This is a genomic window from Algibacter amylolyticus (genome assembly GCF_014202225.1).
In the GTDB taxonomy this organism is placed as follows: domain Bacteria; phylum Bacteroidota; class Bacteroidia; order Flavobacteriales; family Flavobacteriaceae; genus Algibacter_B; species Algibacter_B amylolyticus.
The window spans coordinates 24,982-40,490 of the sequence record NZ_JACHGE010000010.1; the positions used below are offsets into that span (position 1 = coordinate 24,982).

14 protein-coding genes are annotated in these 15,509 nt (G+C 33.2%); 5 read left to right on the forward strand and 9 right to left on the reverse strand.

The features are described 5' to 3' along the window. Position 1: 1 nt before the first annotated feature. The 4 genes from HNQ90_RS15705 to HNQ90_RS15720 all read right to left on the reverse strand — a co-directional run bounded on the left by HNQ90_RS15705 (position 2) and on the right by HNQ90_RS15720 (position 4,484). Entirely contained in the window at positions 2–1,702 is a 1,701-nt protein-coding gene (locus tag HNQ90_RS15705) for an alanine/glycine:cation symporter family protein (protein ID WP_144116623.1), read from the reverse strand. A 107-nt stretch (positions 1,703–1,809) separates the two neighbouring features. Then, a complete protein-coding gene (locus tag HNQ90_RS15710; protein ID WP_144116624.1) occupies positions 1,810–2,829 on the reverse strand; it encodes a potassium channel family protein in 1,020 nt (339 codons plus the stop codon). Next, positions 2,826–3,053 carry a PspC domain-containing protein gene (locus tag HNQ90_RS15715; RefSeq protein ID WP_144116625.1) on the reverse strand — a complete coding sequence of 76 codons (228 nt, stop codon included), beginning with the start codon at positions 3,051–3,053 and terminating at the stop codon, positions 2,826–2,828. Before HNQ90_RS15715 ends, HNQ90_RS15710 begins: the two co-directional genes overlap by 4 nt. Before the next feature lie 159 nt (positions 3,054–3,212). Next, complete coding sequence (locus HNQ90_RS15720; RefSeq protein WP_144116626.1) at positions 3,213–4,484, reverse strand: DUF2851 family protein; 1,272 nt, start codon at positions 4,482–4,484, stop codon at positions 3,213–3,215. An 82-nt stretch (positions 4,485–4,566) separates the two neighbouring features. On the opposite strand from HNQ90_RS15720, the gene HNQ90_RS15725 reads away from it, so the two are divergent. After that, positions 4,567–4,962 carry a DUF2721 domain-containing protein gene (locus HNQ90_RS15725; protein ID WP_144116627.1) on the forward strand — a complete coding sequence of 132 codons (396 nt, stop codon included), beginning with the start codon at positions 4,567–4,569 and terminating at the stop codon, positions 4,960–4,962. 10 nt (positions 4,963–4,972) lie between these two features. Here HNQ90_RS15725 and HNQ90_RS15730 read toward each other — a convergent pair whose 3' ends face one another. Both HNQ90_RS15730 and HNQ90_RS15735 read right to left on the reverse strand, forming a co-directional pair. Beyond that, positions 4,973–5,803 carry a sterol desaturase family protein gene (locus HNQ90_RS15730; protein ID WP_144116628.1) on the reverse strand — a complete coding sequence of 277 codons (831 nt, stop codon included), beginning with the start codon at positions 5,801–5,803 and terminating at the stop codon, positions 4,973–4,975. A 24-nt stretch (positions 5,804–5,827) separates the two neighbouring features. Next, positions 5,828–6,319 carry a YkgJ family cysteine cluster protein gene (locus HNQ90_RS15735; protein WP_144116629.1) on the reverse strand — a complete coding sequence of 164 codons (492 nt, stop codon included), beginning with the start codon at positions 6,317–6,319 and terminating at the stop codon, positions 5,828–5,830. A 122-nt stretch (positions 6,320–6,441) separates the two neighbouring features. On the opposite strand from HNQ90_RS15735, the gene HNQ90_RS15740 reads away from it, so the two are divergent. Then, positions 6,442–7,140, forward strand: coding sequence for a class I SAM-dependent methyltransferase (locus HNQ90_RS15740; protein ID WP_144116630.1), 699 nt, complete (start codon positions 6,442–6,444; stop codon positions 7,138–7,140). Here HNQ90_RS15740 and HNQ90_RS15745 read toward each other — a convergent pair. From HNQ90_RS15745 to HNQ90_RS15755, 3 genes are all read right to left on the reverse strand, one after another. Then, a complete protein-coding gene (locus HNQ90_RS15745; RefSeq protein WP_144116631.1) occupies positions 7,137–7,520 on the reverse strand; it encodes a hypothetical protein in 384 nt (127 codons plus the stop codon). The two genes, HNQ90_RS15740 and HNQ90_RS15745, sit on opposite strands and share 4 nt — an antisense overlap. A 321-nt stretch (positions 7,521–7,841) precedes the next feature. After that, a complete protein-coding gene (locus tag HNQ90_RS15750; RefSeq protein ID WP_241678367.1) occupies positions 7,842–9,605 on the reverse strand; it encodes a TonB-dependent receptor in 1,764 nt (587 codons plus the stop codon). A gap of 43 nt (positions 9,606–9,648) precedes the next feature. Then, positions 9,649–12,669 (reverse strand): tetratricopeptide repeat protein, encoded by a 3,021-nt coding sequence (locus tag HNQ90_RS15755; RefSeq protein ID WP_144116632.1) that lies wholly within the window; start codon positions 12,667–12,669, stop codon positions 9,649–9,651. Between the two features lie 258 nt (positions 12,670–12,927). On the opposite strand from HNQ90_RS15755, the gene HNQ90_RS15760 reads away from it, so the two are divergent. The 3 genes from HNQ90_RS15760 to HNQ90_RS15770 are packed head-to-tail and all read left to right on the forward strand — an operon-like array spanning position 12,928 to position 15,463. Continuing rightward, complete coding sequence (locus HNQ90_RS15760) at positions 12,928–13,611, forward strand: cell division ATP-binding protein FtsE (RefSeq protein ID WP_144116633.1); 684 nt, start codon at positions 12,928–12,930, stop codon at positions 13,609–13,611. A 2-nt stretch (positions 13,612–13,613) separates the two neighbouring features. Further along, positions 13,614–14,504, forward strand: coding sequence for a glycosyltransferase family 2 protein (locus HNQ90_RS15765; RefSeq protein WP_144116634.1), 891 nt, complete (start codon positions 13,614–13,616; stop codon positions 14,502–14,504). Between the two features lie 2 nt (positions 14,505–14,506). Next, the gene (locus HNQ90_RS15770) at positions 14,507–15,463 is read left to right on the forward strand and encodes a glycosyltransferase family 2 protein (protein WP_144116635.1); all 957 of its coding nucleotides are present in this window, start codon (positions 14,507–14,509) and stop codon (positions 15,461–15,463) included. Positions 15,464–15,509: the final 46 nt, after the last annotated feature.

Here is a 15,509-nt window from a genome sequence, read left to right on the forward strand (position 1 = left end):
TCTACGAATCTATCGCCTCTTTTTTAAGGTTGATAGCATCTAAGTAACGTTTTAATTGTTTTTTAACCACTGGGAATAATAAGAACAATCCAACCATATTAGGGAAAATCATAGCAAATATCATTGCATCAGAGAATGACCAAATAGAGTTCATACTTGCTGCTGCACCAATTACGACAAAGGTTAAGAATAAAATTTTATAAACTAAATCTGCTACTTTACCTCTACCAAATAAGAATTTCCAAGATTGTAATCCGTAATACGACCAAGAGATCATAGTTGATACTGCAAATAACACTACTGCAATAGTTAAGAATACATTAGAATACGGTATATATTGTGCAAAAGCTTGCGATGTTATTCCGGCCCCTTCATAAGGTAAACCATCAATATAAATAGCTCCAGAACCATCGCCTCCGTACTCGAAGAAACCACCTAGGTTAAAAATAACGATAACTAAAGCCGTCATGGTACAAATTACAACCGTATCGATAAAAGGCTCTAATAAAGCTACTAAACCTTCGGAAGCAGAATATTTAGTTCTTACTGCGGAATGCGCAATAGATGCCGAACCTGCACCAGCCTCGTTAGAAAAGGCAGCACGCTGAAAACCTACTAATAAAACACCTATTAGAGAACCAACTCCAAATGCTGTAGGGTTGAAAGCTTCTTTAATAATTAGGCTAACAGCATCATCAATTAAAGTAAAATTACTTAGAATGATATATACACATGCTACGATGTACATAATAGCCATAAAGGGCACTACTTTTTCTGTTACCTGAGCGATACGTTTAATACCACCTATAATTATTACACCGACTAAAACAGCCAATACAAGTCCTACAATAGCTCCTGCAGCGGTACTTTGCCAGTTGAATAATTCTTTAATTACAATGGTTGCTTGATTAGATTGTGCAGCGTTACCACCACCAAAAGAACCACCAATACAGAATATTGCAAAAATACCTGCTGCAATTTTTCCTATAGTTTTAAAGCCTCTTGCTTTAAGTCCTTTACTTATGTAATACATTGGACCACCGTAAACGGTTCCGTCTTCGCCAACATCTCTATATTGAACACCTAAAGTACACTCTACAAATTTTGTTGACATTCCTAGTAATCCACAAACTATCATCCAAAATGTAGCTCCAGGACCACCAAGCGCAATAGCTAAGGCGACACCTGCAATATTACCATTACCAACAGTACCAGAAACAGCTGTTGCTAAGGCCTGAAAATGGGACACTTCACCTTCTGAACTTTCATCACGAATAGTATCTACAATATCACCATCTACCGCTAAATCATTTTCAACACTTATTAAATGCTCTTCTATATCAACATTCGATAAATCTTGACCTTGAGCAATACCGCCTTCACCGTAAAGTTCTTTAGCACCATGCTTTTCTATATCTTCATATTTCCCTCTTACTGTACTAATAGCAGTCCAGAAATATCGAATGTTAGGAAATCCAAAATAAATTGTGAAGAATAAAGCACTTCCTACTAAAAGGACTAAAACAAAAGGAATGGTATATACATCGTCTTGATATATAGGAAAGAAAATGACATCTGTAAAAAATTGTGCTACTGGAGCAAAAGCTTGGTCTATTTTTTCATCTAGACCTAATTCTTCTTCTTGGGCAAAAGTTAAAATTGGAATTATTAATGTTAATATTGAAAGAAGATATTTCTTCATAAGGTAGTTGTTAGTTAATTTTTTATTGAAAGATTCTTATTAAAGATAAGCAAGATGCTAAAAAAAATTGATTTTTTAAAACTATGGTTGTTAAAAAAGCAAATACGCTAATCGATATCGTACTCATTATTTAGTGCTTCAATCTGCTCCGGACGTCCTAAAACAATCACTTTAGAGTTACGTGCTAATGCCATATCTGCCTCAGGATTAACTACATATTCACCATTCTCATCTTTATAACCAATAACGGTGCATCCTGTTTTTCTTCTAAGGTCTAAATCTTTTATTGTTCTAGGCTTAGTAGAATCATAAAATTTCTCTACAGCAATTTCCTCTATGTTAATCCCTGACTTTCCTACAATAGATAGATTATCTATAAATTCCATTAAACCAGGAACCACAACTAAAGATGCCATGTGGTCGCCACCAATTTTGTCTGGTAATATTACATTATCGGCACCCGCAAATTTTAATTTATTATAAGACGACTCATTTGATGCACGACTAATAATGTTTATATTACTATTTAACTGTCGTGTAGAAAGCACCACAAATAAGTTGTCGGCATCGTTTGGAAGCGCAGATATAAAACAAGATGCTCTATCTACTCCTGCCATAACAAGTACTTCATCTTCATTAGCATTTCCAATTACATAAGGCACATCGTCGAGCTGTAAACGCTCCTCCAACTCTTTATCTTTTTCAATAACAATAAACTCTTTATCGTGAGCCTTAAGTTTTACGGCTGCTTGCCTACCGTTTCTACCGTAACCACAAATAACAATGTGATTTTTAAAACCATCCATCTTTTTTTGCATCTTCTTCTGTTTTAATTCTACTACGTCATTTTTACTTAAAATGTATTCGGTAATTACAGATAAAGCGTAACCCACTATAACTACGCTAGCCAAAATTAAGAATATTGTAAAAATCTTTGATTGATCATCTAAAGGAACCACCTCGCCAAAACCCACGGTTGTCATGGTTATAACAGTCATGTAAAGCGCATCGACTAGCGAATAGCCAGAAATCATTACATAACCAAAAACACCAATAAGCATAATAACAACCAGTAGAAAAACGGCTGTGTAAATTTTTGTTCTAAAAAACTTAATTAGTGGATTCATAAATCAAAAACCGATGAACGTTTAGTATATATTAAATCCTTAATACGCATCCAAAAGGCTAAAAACATATATAAGGCAAAACCAAAACCCACGGTTACAAAAGTTATATACATAAATGATGTTCTAACCACTTTGGCTCGAATACCAAAACGATCGGCAATACGTTGGCAAACGTAGTAGCCATGTTTCTGAAAAAACAATAATGGTTTATAGATATTGTTCATGCTGCAATTTAATACTAACTTTTTTAGTTTAAAAGTTTATACCGGTAATTGTTCTAGTTTTGGTATTAAAATCGATATCTTAAATTATATCGCACCATTTTAGTAATTCGCCTAAAAATGAAAGAGTAGTTTTTTATATTCCTAAAACAATATTACAATTTAGTCATTGATAAGTGCATTTCCTATGGCACATTGTAAACATTTATGCTTATCGCAATACTCAGTTTTTAATTGAATTAAGGCTTGAGAATCTATAGAAGATTTGGACACTTTTTTTAAAGCATTAAACGCATTTACAATACTATTTTTTTCTGAAGCCAATAGTGATGCTATTTCTAAAATTTCGGAATCTATTTCTTGACCTTTTTGTTTTGCGTAACTAAATTTAATAGGCAGAATGGTATTTATAAGCAATAAGTCTATAAAGGACTTTGAAAGCGTTTTGGTTGACGCTTTAGATTCCTTTTGAAAGGTATAATGGGTTTTCCAAAACTGGGAGGTGGACACTTTAAAAAGATTGTAAAAGTCCTCTAATGTGTTTCCTTCGATAAGTTTAGAAAACAAATTTTGATGTGCAGCGTACAAACTTGCCAATTGCGACAGCCTTATAGTTGGAAAGTTTGGTGGGCGTAATCTAAAAAACTGAATGGGCAACACATTAGAATTAGTCAGCTTGAATTTTACTTTTAAAAACTCATACTCTTTTTCTAGTCCCGAATAGTATGCGTTTTGAACATCTTGGTTTAATAATCCTGCTTGCCCAAATAACAAAGCTTCTAGAACTTGAGGGTTGGATTGTGTTTTTCTAACAATAGAGAAATCTATGGATTGAGCTAAACTAAAAAAGGAGTCGCCGTTAACTTTCAACCCAAAGTTTTTAGTTAGCATTTTAAATAGTACGGCCTCCCAATCGTTATTTGATGCCTGCAGAAGCGATTCTATGGTTTCAGATTTTCGTTCTAAGCGTTCAAAATACAAACGTTCTAGCCAATTGGTTAATACAAAAGCATCAGTAGCACCAAAATCATTTTCGCAGTTAATCCATTTATTCTCTTTAGCAAACAGTCTTTTATAATTATTTAATAAGGCTTCATCTATAACATCTTTTAAAACAAGTGTTGGTATGGGGGTATTGTTGTTTCTGAATACTTCGGTATCATCTTCCCAAACCACGTGCAGAATAACATTATCGTAAGCCGGATCTTGTTCATGATTATGTAAAAACCAATCTGATGCTTTTATGTGAATCTCAACATTACCAGCCCAGAGTTGCTCTCCTATTTTAAGTTTAGCATTAAAAAAATCTGAGCCCGAATTATAATTATGCTGCCCTACAGAAGTTACTACAACAGGTTCGCCTGCAGTAGTTTTTAAATTATTAATTTGAAATTTTTTATGTTTCCAAATGTAGTGTAGGAAGTCTTCTCGCATACTGAAAGATAAAATACCGATTTAAATATACCAAATTCAAATTGGTTATTTATAATTTAGCATAATTAAAAGATGATACGCCATGGAACAATTAACGCTCACTACACCTGCTCTTTTATTTTCGGCAATTTCCTTAATTATGTTAGCCTATACCAACAGATTTATTGCCTACACAGCAGCTATAAGAGATTTGTATGATAAGTATCAAAAAAATCATGATAAGCGTTTTTACAAACAAATTAGGAATATTAAACACAGACTATACCTTACTAGATATATGCAAATTTTAGGTATTACCAGTTTACTGTTTTGTGTATTAACTATGTTTTTAATTTACATACAACAAAACACCATTGCTGTTTGGATATTTGGGATGGCTTTATTATTACTTATTGCCTCGCTTATGCTTTTAATTGTAGAAATTCAAATTTCGGCAAAAGCCTGGGAAGAACATATTAGTGATATTGAGAACGACTAATAAAATCTTGCTATTCTACTTCTTCTGACTTTTGATATTTTAAAAAAGGTTGTTTTAATAAATGGGGAATGCTTCCATTCTGTTTTTCGTTTGGAAAAACATCAATCCCATAAATAATCTTATCGGTATCTAACTCTTTATAGGTTCCAAAGAGTCTATCCCAAACCGAAAAAATATTACCGTAGTTAGAATCGGTATAAGGCATTTTATAATGATGATGCACCTTATGCATATCTGGAGAAACAATAACGTAGCTAAGTAATTTATCTAATTTTTTTGGCAATTGAATATTAGCATGATTAAACTGTGTTGCCACCACCGACAATGACTGATATAACAACACCAAACCAATTGGTGTACCCACTATAAAAATTCCGGCTAGTGTAAAAACATACCGAATAACACTTTCCAGAGGATGGTGTCTATTGGCTGTTGTAGTATCTACATTATGGTCTGAATGATGCACCAAATGTACCATCCATAGTGGTTTTACTTTATGCTCTATTAAATGCGGTAAATAAGCACCAATGCAATCTATTAAAAACACCCCAAGAATACCATATAGCCAAACAGGCATTTCTGGCAACCAATTTAGAATACCAAAATTATTAGCCATAACCCAGTCTGACGATTTTAAAAACAAAAAGGCTAAAGGTAAATTAACAAGAATAGTGGTTAAGGTGAAAAATATATTAGGAACAGCATGTTTCCATTTTTTATATTTAAAACCTATTAAAGGAATAATGCCTTCTAAAATCCAAAAAAGAGTTAAACCTCCTATAATAATTAATCCTCTGTGGTGGGTTGGAATGGTTTCGAAATAGTTTAAAATAGCTTCCAAATATTTAGTTTTTTTCTAAATATACTACTTTATTCTTTTCTTCATTTCTTCAACTATATTAAAAGCGGCAGGACAAACGGCCACATTCTTTAAAGTGAGATTAGATATTTGCTGAAACTTTTTTCTATCGGTGTGTGGAAATTCTCGGCATGCCTTAGGGCGAACATCGTAAATAGAACAGTAATTATCGGCGCCTAAAAAGGTACAAGGCACCGTTTGCAAAACATAATCATTATCCTCATCGACACGCAAAAACTGACTAATAAATTGCTGCGTTTTCATTTTAAAATGCTTAGCAATTCTATCTACATCTTTATCTGTAAAAAGTGGACCAGTAGTTTTACAACAGTTTGCACAGGCTAAACAATCGGTACGTGTAAATTCATCATCATGCAAATCTTGCATGATATAGTCTAAATTTTTAGGCGCCTTCTTTTTTAGCTTGGTAAAGAATTTTTTATTCTCGTTATGTTTATCTTTGGCCAGCTTTGGAAGATTGTTAATAATGTCTTGCATGGCGCAAAAATAGTGTTTTTTATCATTATTTCGCTTTCGCGGAAATGAAATGAGATTAGCCTTATTTAAAGAAATTAATAAAAGATTCCCTCCTTCGAGGGAATGACAAAATAGCGATATTGATGAAAGACCTTTTCGGGCGTGCATTATTAGATTACCAAAACGGAAATTACACTGAGGACATTACAACATCCACTAACATTTCGGATGAAGATGTGCTACCGCTTCCCTATTTATTTAGAGATTTTAAAGACATGCCTGCATTAGAGCAAAAAGCTTTAAAACTCTGTAAAGGTTCTGTTTTAGATGTAGGTTGTGGTTCTGGAATTCATAGTTTGTATTTACAAAAAAAAGGCTTTAAGGTTAAAGCTATCGATGTATCGAAAGGTGCTATTGAAGTGACTAAACAACGTGGTGTTTTACATGCTGAAGTTTTACCCCTTTTAAACGAACAGAACACGTTTGATACCATTCTACTTTTAATGAATGGCACCGGTATTTTTCAAGAATTAACTCAGGTATCTAAATACCTAGCGCATTTAAAAAGTCTATTAAATACTAACGGACAAATTTTAATTGACTCTTCGGATATTAAATACATGTACGAAGACGAAGATGGTGGCTATTGGATGGATATGAATTCGAGCTACTACGGCGAATTGGATTATTTTTTGAGTTATAAAGGCGAAGAAGAAACAACTATGAAGTGGCTGTATTTAGATTTTGAAACCTTAAAACTGGCTTGCGAAACTCTAGATCTTAAATGCGAATTGGTTTTAGAAGGAGAGCATTTTGATTACTTGGCTAGAATTACAGCTTAGTTAACATCCTTTACAAAGTAATGCGCTGTTGTGCCTTGGCCATAAACAAAGGTGTTTTTATTTAGCTTAACTATTTGCTCTGACACAGTACCGAAAGGATATACCATTTCTATAAAAAATACACCATCTATTAGTTTTATGTTTACCGCAGCTTGATCGTTTTTAACTAATCGTCCTATTTCTGTGTGTTCTGCTTTTGGTGGTAAGTTTAATTCTTCTAGAACCTCTACAAAACCTGCGTCTTGATTAAACCAAAACCTATAGGTTTTGTTAGTATTGAGAGCTTTTAATTTCCATTGGCCGGCTAATGTGCTTTTAACACTATCTATACTTTGTCCGCATTCTAAATTTTGAGAGAATCCATTTATGGATAGAAACAACGCTATAACGACTAATTTTTTAATAACCTGATGTTTTTAATAACACTACAAAACTAGTTAAATTCTAGCTACTGTTTGTACTTTAAGATTGCTTGGGCTTAATGACCTTGGTGCAAGCCCGCGTTAAGGATTGCAGTGGAAAGCCCACAGCCCGACGTAGGAGGTGCGAGGACTAGCAACGGAAAGCCTGACCTTTTGCGATCCTGCAAGGTTTTGAAAACCTTGTAGGCATGAGCAACAGGTAACGCCCAAAATAATGTTATAACCTTATAATGTTTCATGAGATTCCCGCCTTCGCGGGAATGACAAAAAAGGACCTGTTTAAAAATCGAACTTATATGTTGCTCCTGCTAAAAACTGAATGCTTTGTACCGGGAAATTCTGCCATTTTTGGTAGGCGTTATTTGCCATATTATTGGCTTTTGCAAATACCGAAAATTGCTCGTTTATATGATACCCTACGTGTACGTTGGCATCGAAAAAACTATCTAAAGTTACGGTTAAAGGCGCGCTATTAGTTATACCATCGTTTACAAAATATTGGTCCTTACGCTCGCCTGTGTAATACAGATTGGCTCCTGCAAACCAATTTTCGTCTATTTGATAATCGATAAATAGGGAGCTTTTTATGTCTGGTAAATTCCAAGCTTCGTCCTGGTTATCGGTAGTATAAGAGAAGTATTCGGCTTTTAAACCTAATTTGAAATTACGGTTTACATCGACATTAATTTCGCCGGCCACACCAAAGGTATCGATGTTATCGTAAACAATACCAAAGGAGTTACCATAGGTGTAGTCTTGATTTGTTGCTGTGATGTCGTTGTTTCTATACAAGGCCCTATTTCTATCGGACACATAACGGCCGCTTACATTATAGCTCATATTGCTAGAAAGTTTCCCTTTTAAGCCAATGTATGCATTGTACAACTGATCGGTTGGTGAGATTGCTAATGTTGGTGATACAAATGGATTCTGGTTTGCAAAACCGTAATACGAATTAATAATTAAATCGCCCTTTACACCTGCATAAGCAATTACAACATCGTTTACTACGCGGTAGGTTGCCGATACATTTGGATAAAAGTAAAGGTTATTATCGCCAGAGGCTTTGTCGTTTAAATAATTTAAAGACACCCCGATATTAACGGTTAAATCGTCTTGTTTTAATTGGTAAGTTGGTGTTAAGCCTACTTGAAAGTTACCATAGTCGATGGCGTTAGTGCCATCATAATTTGTATCGAAAGCCCCACCTAGATAGTCTATTTTAAAATCGGTTGAAATTTCGATATCTCGTATGGGCACATCTACTTTTGCTTTGGCTGTAAATCTGTTTTCGCCAGAGCCTTGGTTGTCTGAAAAGCGTCTAAAAAAGACACTTCCTGAGTTGATGTATGTATCTTCGAAGGTAACATCGCCTCCAAAATGTGCATTAAAAAATGAATGGCTACCATCCATATTATCCGATTTGGCTTGAGCGACATGTGATTCAGGTACACCATACCAATTGTATAATTGATGTTGGAAACCAGCCTCGGCCTTCCATGATAAATCTCTTAACTGACTTGAGTAATTGATGTTAATTTTTGAATCGGAAAAATTATTATCGAATTCCACATCCTCTATACCTGTGGCAGAGGAGTGATGACTTACATAACCGCCAATATTTTCGTTACGACTTAGTGCTTGATTTAAATACACCTCACCCAAAATAGTGGTATAACTCCCTACGCCCAAAGTAGCATAATTATCGTATAATTTTGTTGGTGCACGTTTTTCTACAACGGCCGCTTTACCTTTTGCCGGTGTAAATGTAGAGGCCACAGGGAACGAAAATATATTGTACTTAATATCCTTTTTTGTTTGGGTAGTTTCATCGTCTAGAGACGGCACTTCCTTTACCTTAAACGCATCTGAAATTGTTGGCACATAGGGTTTAACAACATCAATAACACCTGTATTTATGGTATCGTTTTGAGTTCTTTGAGCAAACCCAAAAGTGATACTTAAAAAAAGAACAACGGTTAATATATATTTAATTTGCTTGCGCATACGTATAGATTTTTTTTGTTTTACGATTGATGACATGCTTAGGTGGTTTTAAGCATAACATGTTAACTTCTTATTAAAATTAATCTTCTGGTAAAATTGATGAATTTGTTTTTGCTTCTTCCTTCTTGATTTTGCTTAATTCGGTTTTTGCCTCTGAAACCACATCGTCGAATTCTGAGAAGTTTTGAATAACACTTTCTAGAATATAAGTGGCCTGAAACGCATCGTTTAAAGCATAGTAATTTTTAGCCATAAGCACTAAGCCTTTGGCGCTATAATATTTATACCCCGAATAATCTTTAGCTAATTTTTGTACCGTAGTATTTGAAGCCTCATGCTTACCTTCCTTAGTTTTAAAATAAGCATTGTAATACAAGGCTTCGGCAGCTGTTTCGCCAGTAGCAACACCTTCTACATTTGCATAGGCTGTTTTTGCTTTAGCTTCGTTATCCGTTTTAATTGCCGAACGTGCTATAATAATATGTGCGTCGCCTTTAATTTTATTATCGATAGTAGAACTCGCCAATACTTTTTCGGCGTAAGCCACAGCATTGTCATAATTTTCTAATTGATAATTGGCTTTCATTAAATTAGATTGTGCGAATACAATATTTTGCGGGTAGTTAGCTTCATTTTCCAAACGGCTTAAAATAGGAATGGCTTTATTCCAACTTTTACTTTCCAGATAAAATTGCGATAAACGCGTTAAAGCTTGTTCTGTAAATTCGTTACGACTAGCATCGGCAACATACTTATAATGCGGTGCTGCGTTTTCTAATAAATCCTTTTTGTAATACAATTGCGCCACATAGAAATGCGATTGCAAAGCATGTAAACCATTAGGAAATTGATTTAAATACCCATTAAATTGTTTTATAGCTTTATCGGTATTGTTATCTAAATATTGTTTTTCGGCTGCTTCGTAGGTTGCGTTATCTAAATCGGCATCGGTAACCTCGACATAATCTAATTTTTTTACCCAATTGGCATAATCATCTACACGACCTAAATCGATATAAATTAAACGCGCTGTAGATACCGCTTGAACTGCTTCTGGCGTTCCTGGATAGTCTCCAGCTACTTTTTTAAACTTGGTTAAAGCATTTTCATTTTCGGCGCCATTATAATACACTAAACCTTGACGAAGCAATGCTTTTGGCACAAAAGAGCTCATTCTATACTCGCTTGCTAACTGATTATAAGCTGCCATACCTTTGGCTGTATTATTGTCTTTTATATAAGAATTACCTAAATCGTAAAGCGCATCGTCTCGTAATTTTGATTTTGGATAATCTGAAATAAATTGTTGTAAGGCCTTAATTTTAGCCGATGTTTGTCCCGCATACCCGATACTAATTGCTTTTTGAAATGCAGGGTAATCTGAATCAATTTTATTTAATTTAATGGCATTTTCGTAGGCAGAAATAGCACTTTGGTATTGGCTAGACACAAAATAACCATCGCCTAAACGTAAATAAGCATCATTCAATCTTAATTGATCTTCTCTTTTATTAGTGATGAAAGTATTGAAGTATTCTGTAGACTTATCGTAATTTTTTAATTTGAAATAAGTGTAAGCGAGATTATAATCTAGATTTTCAAACTCGGGAGTTTCTGATGCTTGGGCCTGTTGTTGAAATTGTTTGAATCCAATTAAAGCATCGTCGTAGTTTGTTAAATTATAATCGGCTTCGGCCTTCCAAAATGTTGCTCTTGCCGTGTATTTTTGATCTTGAGATTCTTTTAAAGATGCATCAAAAAGTGCTTCTGCTTCTTGATAATCGCCTTCGTTATACAACTCTAAACCTCTATAAAAAGCTACTTTTTGATAGGCTACTTTATTTTCGAAACTTTTTTTACTTTCTAATAAGGCTAAAGCTTCTTTGTAATTTTTTGATGTAATGTACGAATCGATTAACAGCGTTTCTATTTCATCCTTAAAACTGCTATCTGGATATTTTTCTAAATAGCCTGCTAATACTTGTGGTGCCGATTGATAAGGATTACCAATTTCGTAACTAATTTTAGCGTAATTTAACCAAGCATCCTCTTGAATTTTTAAATCGAAATTCATTTGCGATGCATTTCTAAAAGCGTTTAAAGCTTCCTGCTTTTTGTTTAGGTTCACATAACTTTCGGCTAAATGGTAGTAGGCATTTTGAGCAATTGAATTGTTCCCTCCTACTATTTTATTGAACTCGGAAATAGCGTTTTCGTAATCCTTTTGTTTATAATAGGCATATCCTAATTGATAAAAATCGGTATTACTCCACTTGCCCTTTTTTCCTTTGTATTTGGTTAAATACGGAATAGCCTCGGCGTATTTTTCTAAATTAAAATAGCTTTCTCCTATAATTTTAGATAGCTCTGAAACTTCGTTAGCATCACTAGTTTCTAACCGGTCTTTAGCTAATTTAATAGCTTCGTCAAATTTTCCTAATTTAAAGTTTAAATCGGCTTGATAGTAAGATAGCTTTTCTTTGTATTGTTCTTGGTCGCTTACTTGCTCGAAATACTCATTGGCTCTATCATAATCGTCACCCTCATAAGCCATAAAACCAATATAATATTTAGCTTGAGAGCCAAATTCTTGAGAGTTTTCAACTTTACTTAAATACTTTCTAGCATCTTTATATTGCTTAGTTGTAAAGGCTGTATACCCATTATTAAAGTAAAACTTTTCGCGTTCTTTTCCGCTTAAAGCTTGTTCATCAACCTTATTATACCATTTTCTGGCATACGAATATTTGGAGTTTTCGAAGTAATAATCGGCTACATCTACGTAGGCGGTATTCCTTTTTGTGCTTGTAGGATAGTCTTCTACAAAATTCTCAATTAATTGATCTGCGTTTTGTTGGTTTAAACGCACAGCGCAATTAGCAATATAATAGGCGCAATCGGATTTTAAAACATCTTCAGTAGTTGTTTTTTTAACCGTACTAAACAAGGATTGGGCAGCATTATATTGTTGATTATTGTAAAGCGATAATGCTTTTTGATAATCGACTAAATTACTTGTATATGTTGCAGATTGCTGAGCTATTACTTGAAAACCAAAACTTATAGCTACTAGTAATGAAACGATACTTTTCTTAGTCATTTAGGATTCGTTTTTTAATTTAAAATCAAAGATAAATTAATAACGTAAAAATCGTGCCATAATTATAATCAAGTTAACAAATGTTTAAAAAAATGAATGCAAGGAAATGATAGAATATTGAATACAGTAGACGGAATAATCGACAATTAAACCAATTACCCATTGCCATTAGACTTTTTTTATTCTTTTTACGTTAAACTTTTACTTTCAAGTTTTAAATAATACATTTACATCAGTAACAAAATCTTTAATTACCTTATGTCAAATTCCATTTTACAATTAAAAAACGCATCTATTTTTCAAGGAGATAGCTTAGTGTTATCCAACGTAAATGTAGAAATAAACAAGGGTGATTTTGTTTATTTAATTGGAAAAACAGGAACAGGTAAGAGTAGTTTTATGAAAACACTTTACGGCGATTTACCTTTAACTGAAGGTGAAGGCCATATTGTTGATTTCGATTTAAAAAACTTAAAAGAAAAAGACATCCCGTATTTACGCCGTAAATTAGGTGTGGTTTTTCAAGATTTTAAATTACTTACGGATAGAACAATTAACGATAATTTACTTTTTGTTTTAAAAGCGACAGGTTGGAAAGATAAGGACAAAATGAAAACCCGTGTAGAAGAGGTTTTAACCAAAGTTGATATGAAAACTAAAGGTTTTAAATTTCCGCACGAACTTTCTGGAGGCGAGCAACAACGTGTTGCTATTGCTAGAGCTTTGTTAAACGACCCAGAACTTATACTTGCCGACGAGCCTACCGGAAATTTAGATCCACAAACTAGTGTTGAAGTTATGGAAGTACTTCAAGATATTAATAAAAACGGAAATACTATTTTAATGGCTACACATGATTACGCATTGCTATTAAAATACCCAAGTAAGACCTTAAAGTGTGATGAGAATCAGGTTTATGAAGTGGTGCAACGTAAAAACTAACTATGCTTTCAATACTTATACCTGTTTATAATTATTCTATTTCAAGCTTAGTAACTGAAATCTATAAGCAAGCAACTGATGCTAAAGTTAGCTTTGAAATTATCTGTATTGAAGACGGATCAACCAAATTTGTTCAGGAAAACAGAGCGATAGTGGACAGCCTAAAGCATGCCTCTATCATAGTGTCTAATAAAAATAATGGTAGAACAAAATCTAGACAAATACTCTCGGAGCATTCAAACTTTAATTGGCTTTTATTTTTGGATGCCGATGTAATGCCAAAATCTGATAAATTTATTATAAAGCATCTTAAAAATATTAACTCCAACTACGAAGCTATTTATGGTGGCTTTGCTTACAAAAATATAAAACCACAAAAAAACAAAACCTTACGGTATAATTTTGGCAAAAATTTTGAAGAAGTTAATGCTAAAAAGCGCAACTTAAACCCTTATCAAATAGTTATTTCCGCGAATTTCCTTATTAAAAAGGCAATTTTTTCTACTCTAAATTCGCAAATAAAAATAAAAAGTTATGGTTTAGATAATTTTTTTGGAGCACTACTAAAAGAAAACAAAGTTAATGTCCTTCACATAGATAACGAAGTTTATCATTTTGGAATAGAAAACAATAAAATATATTTAAACAAAGTTCAAGAATTCATAACCACCTTATTAAAGCTTTACAACGACCGTATGTTTTTAGAGCATAGCAACAAATTACTTTCCCTATTTGTAAGTCTAAAAAAATATAAACTGAATTTCTTGCTAAGTTTTTTTTACAAGTTGTTCAACAAAGTAATGGAGCGTAACTTGATTGGTTCTAAACCAAATATGTTTATATTACAACTATACAAGTTATCATATATCTGTTTCAAAGATTTAGATTATTAACCATGTCTGTAAAGCCATTTTTCTCTGTAGTTATACCATTATATAACAAAGCCGACTATATAGAGGCTACCTTAAACAGTGTCCTTAACCAAAATTACAAAAACTTTGAAATTGTTATAGTTAATGATGGGTCTACGGATACCAGTTTAATGAAGGCTAAAACGGTTCTTAAACAATTTAAGGAAACCACATTCATAGAACAAGAAAACAAAGGCTTATCAGCTTCGAGAAACAAAGGCATTTCTGTTTCTAAAGGTGCTATTATTGCATTATTAGATGCTGACGATTTATGGCATGTTGATTATTTGGAAACCATTTACATTTTATATAAAAACTTTCCGGAAGCCTCATTTTACGGAACAGATTATCTGGAAAAACATAATGCGTCAAAAACTATTGAAACTAAAAAAAACATTTCTCCTTCCTTAAAAAATCATAGCTTTTTAATTGACGACTTCTTTTCGTTAAATCTTTTTCAACCCATAATTTGCCCGAGTAGTATGGCTTTTAAAAAAATATATAATCAGCATAGTTTATTTGATGAAATGATAACTTATGCTGAAGATGTAGATTTTTATTTAAAAAATTTAATTGCACACAAACTAGCATATTGCTACACGCCATGTGTAACTAATTTGCATAACGTTCCTAACCAAATAACCCAAATTGGAATTAAAAACAAAACATTACCTAACCTCTATAAGTATGAAAAAAGAAACCCAAATGATGTATCTTTAAAAAAATATTTAGATTTTAAACGTTACATGTATGCTAATCAATACAAAATAGATCAAGATACATTAACCTTTAACAAACTAACAAAACGTATAAACCTCGAAAATTTATCTACCAAACAAAAAATTCTTTTAAAAACACCAAGACTATTATTATTACTTTTAGAGTTTATAAAAAAAATGCTTTTAAAACAAAATATTAGAGTAACATCATTTAAATATTAAGAAAATATTCTTCTTACCTGTAGTTTATATTATGTTAATTAAAAAT

What these genes read in the sequence shown, in the direction of transcription:
- HNQ90_RS15705 (WP_144116623.1), bottom strand. Translation starts at nt 1,702, where the DNA reads ATGAAGAAATATCTTCTTTCAATATTAACATTAATAATTCCAATTTTA.
- HNQ90_RS15710 (WP_144116624.1), bottom strand. Translation starts at nt 2,829, where the DNA reads ATGAATCCACTAATTAAGTTTTTTAGAACAAAAATTTACACAGCCGTT.
- HNQ90_RS15715 (WP_144116625.1), bottom strand. Translation starts at nt 3,053, where the DNA reads ATGAACAATATCTATAAACCATTATTGTTTTTTCAGAAACATGGCTAC.
- HNQ90_RS15720 (WP_144116626.1), bottom strand. Translation starts at nt 4,484, where the DNA reads ATGCGAGAAGACTTCCTACACTACATTTGGAAACATAAAAAATTTCAA.
- HNQ90_RS15725 (WP_144116627.1), top strand. Translation starts at nt 4,567, where the DNA reads ATGGAACAATTAACGCTCACTACACCTGCTCTTTTATTTTCGGCAATT.
- HNQ90_RS15735 (WP_144116629.1), bottom strand. Translation starts at nt 6,319, where the DNA reads ATGCAAGACATTATTAACAATCTTCCAAAGCTGGCCAAAGATAAACAT.
- HNQ90_RS15740 (WP_144116630.1), top strand. Translation starts at nt 6,442, where the DNA reads ATGAAAGACCTTTTCGGGCGTGCATTATTAGATTACCAAAACGGAAAT.
- HNQ90_RS15750 (WP_241678367.1), bottom strand. Translation starts at nt 9,605, where the DNA reads ATGTCATCAATCGTAAAACAAAAAAAATCTATACGTATGCGCAAGCAA.
- HNQ90_RS15755 (WP_144116632.1), bottom strand. Translation starts at nt 12,669, where the DNA reads ATGACTAAGAAAAGTATCGTTTCATTACTAGTAGCTATAAGTTTTGGT.
- HNQ90_RS15760 (WP_144116633.1), top strand. Translation starts at nt 12,928, where the DNA reads ATGTCAAATTCCATTTTACAATTAAAAAACGCATCTATTTTTCAAGGA.
- HNQ90_RS15765 (WP_144116634.1), top strand. Translation starts at nt 13,614, where the DNA reads ATGCTTTCAATACTTATACCTGTTTATAATTATTCTATTTCAAGCTTA.
- HNQ90_RS15770 (WP_144116635.1), top strand. Translation starts at nt 14,507, where the DNA reads ATGTCTGTAAAGCCATTTTTCTCTGTAGTTATACCATTATATAACAAA.